Here is a 2632-nt window from a genome sequence, read left to right as displayed (position 1 = left end):
CCATCACACCCAGGGCCTGACACGACAATTAACACGCGCATGCCGTACTTCGCCTCGGCAATGGCAGAAATCCTGCCGCGATCGAGCAACAAACCAATCTTCGACCACTATTCCGGCGGCACGCTCTCATGGCACCCCTCTGTGTCAAGAGGCGGCGGGGAGCGGTGTTCTAAGGTGGTCTTTGGCGGGTCCGGGAAGTGACTTCTCCGAAGTGTCGACCTTAGGGTTTGGGTCGGCCGCGCTGGATTGCAGAGTTGCCCCCGTTTGTCCTCCCGGGCCAGTCCTGAGCTCCTTCGCGTCGGCGGTCATCTGGCGGTAGACGACGTCGGACAGGCGACGTTTCAAGCCGCGCATGGCTTCCATCGTGGTCTTGCCTTCGGCGAGTTTGCGTCGGTAGTAGCGGCGGCCTTCGGTGTCGTTGCGGAGCCGGACGACGGCCATAATGTGCAGGACCCGGTTGATGCGCCGGTTCCCGGCCCGGGACAGGCGGTGGCGGTTCTGGTCGCCGCAGGACGCGACGATGGGGGCGGTGCCGTTCCAGGACGCGAAGTGGCCGCGGCTGGTGAACCGGCTGACGTCGGCGATATCGCCGATCAGGCGGGCGGCGCCGGACGCGCCGATGCCGTGCAGCTCTTGCAGCCGGCTGCCGGTCGAAGCGACCAGTTCGGTCAGCTCGGCGTTCGCGACCTTGATCTTCTTGTCGATGGTGACAAGCTCGTGGATCAGTTCGCAGGCCGGCCAGCGACGGGTCTTGCCGACGACATCACGCGGCCGGACGGTATTGAGCAGCGCTCGGGCCTGCTGGGCGGACAGGAACTTCTTCGCCCCGCCGGGCACCAGCTCGAGCAGCAGGTGAGGTAGCCGGGACACGATCTCGGTGCGGACACAACCGAGTTGGTCACGCCGGTCGACGAGCAGCCGCAACGCAACGGTGGTCCCGTCAATGACGACCTGCCGCAAGCCAGGGGTGTGCAGGGCGACGACGGCGACGCTGTGGGCGTCGACGGGGTCGCTCTTGCGACCTTGACCGGTGGAGAACACCCGAGCACGGGCGGACAGTTCCGCGGGCACGTCAACGACGGTCTCGCCGTCGGCGACCAGGCGCTGGGCGACGTGCCGGCCAATACCGCTGCAGCCCTCAACCGCCCAGATCCGATCAGTATGTTTGCGGCTGGCGGCGAGCATCGCCTGATAACCCTCGCTGTCGCTGCCGAACCGGCCCCATGAGTGAGTCACACCAAAACCGCGATGGACAGCCACGAGCGAGCGATCCCACCGGTCACCTCGACCAAGCCTGGCAGTGAGGCTCATGGGAGAGCCCTCCCCGGCCGGGTTTGACCCTAAGCCTGGCTGACCTCAGGTCTTCAACCGGATCTGTCGACCTGGCCGGCAAGGACTGCTCGTGCACTCACCGGACCGGGTGTCGTGACCTCATAGGAGCCTGGCTAGAGGCCCCATCACTGTCTTGTCCGATCCCGCCCGGCTGGTGCGTGCCGCCCTGACCAGTCGACGAACAGGACAGCCGTTGCTCACCATCGCACATCCGCACACCCAGGTCACCGCAGCAGTGGACACCCATAAAGACACCCACACCGCGGCAGTGCTCGACGACGCCGGCCGGCTCCTGGGGACCGCGCAATTCGCCGCCACACCGGCAGGCCACCGGCAACTACTGGACTGGCTGAACCGGCACGACACCGTGATCCTCATCGGTGTCGAGGGCACCGGCGCCTACGGCGCAGGCCTCACCCGCTACCTGCACACCCAGCACATCAAGGTCGTCGAGGTCGATCGCCCTGACCTGCGCGGTCAGGCACCGCGCTGAAACACAACAACGCATGCGGTCACTGATCATCACCGCCGACGACTCACTACGCGGCAAACTCCGCGATCTGACAGCCACGCAACTGATCCGAGTCTGCGCCGCGCTACGCCCCGACCTCAGCCGCGCCGGCGAACCTGACACCGCCACCAAGATCTCGCTGCGCAGCCTGGCCCGCCGCCATCAGCAGCTGACCACCGACATAGCCGACCTCGACACACTCATCAACCCGCTGGTCCGTGCCATCAACCCGGCCTTGTCCGCCGCCCACTGCGTCGGACCAGAAGTCGCCGGACAACTGCTGGTCACCGCCGGCGACAACCCTCACCGCCTGCGCACCGAGGCCGCCTTCGCCATGCTCTGCGGCGTTGCGCCCCTACCTGCCAGCAGCGGCAAAACCCACCGCCACCGGCTCAACCGCGCCGGCGACCGGCAAGCCAACTGCGCCCTCTACCGCATCGCCCTGACCCGACTGGCCCGCGACACCCGCACCCGCTCCTACCGCGACCGCCGCATCAAAGAAGGCCTCAGCACCACCGAAGCCATCCGCTGCATCAAGCGCTACATCGCCCGCGAAATCTACGCCCTCCTGACCATTGACAGACCATAGGAGCATCCGGGCTGCGGTCGTAGATCAATGAAACAAGTAGCCGATGAGTTTGCGCGCTGACCAATCCAATAGTCAGGGTGCGTGCCTTGCCGCATGGTGGGACCCCCGGCGCCCGCGCTCGCCCAGAGCGACCGTCAAAGCGGAGCGCTTCAGAGAATCTAGGCGTCGCGGAGGTAAAGCCTGAAGCCCTCCGCTTCGGG

At 66.3% G+C, this 2632-nt stretch carries 1 protein-coding gene and 1 pseudogene; one reads left to right on the top strand and one right to left on the bottom strand.

Annotated features, from left to right (window positions below; all coding sequences use genetic code 11):
- Nucleotides 1–144: 144 nt before the first annotated feature.
- The gene (locus Ahu01nite_RS49970) at nt 145–1311 is read right to left on the bottom strand and encodes an IS110 family RNA-guided transposase (protein ID WP_239159806.1); all 1167 of its coding nucleotides are present in this window, start codon (nt 1309–1311) and stop codon (nt 145–147) included.
- Nucleotides 1312–1534: 223 nt separating this feature from the next.
- Between Ahu01nite_RS49970 and Ahu01nite_RS49965 the strand changes: the two are divergent.
- A pseudogene (locus Ahu01nite_RS49965) lies at nt 1535–2432 on the top strand (IS110 family transposase).
- Nucleotides 2433–2632: the final 200 nt, after the last annotated feature.

This window comes from Winogradskya humida (assembly GCF_016862215.1).
Classification (GTDB): Bacteria; Actinomycetota; Actinomycetes; order Mycobacteriales; family Micromonosporaceae; genus Actinoplanes; species Actinoplanes humidus.
Note: the sequence above shows the minus strand (reverse complement) of the source record. Positions and strands in the feature narration are given on the sequence as shown.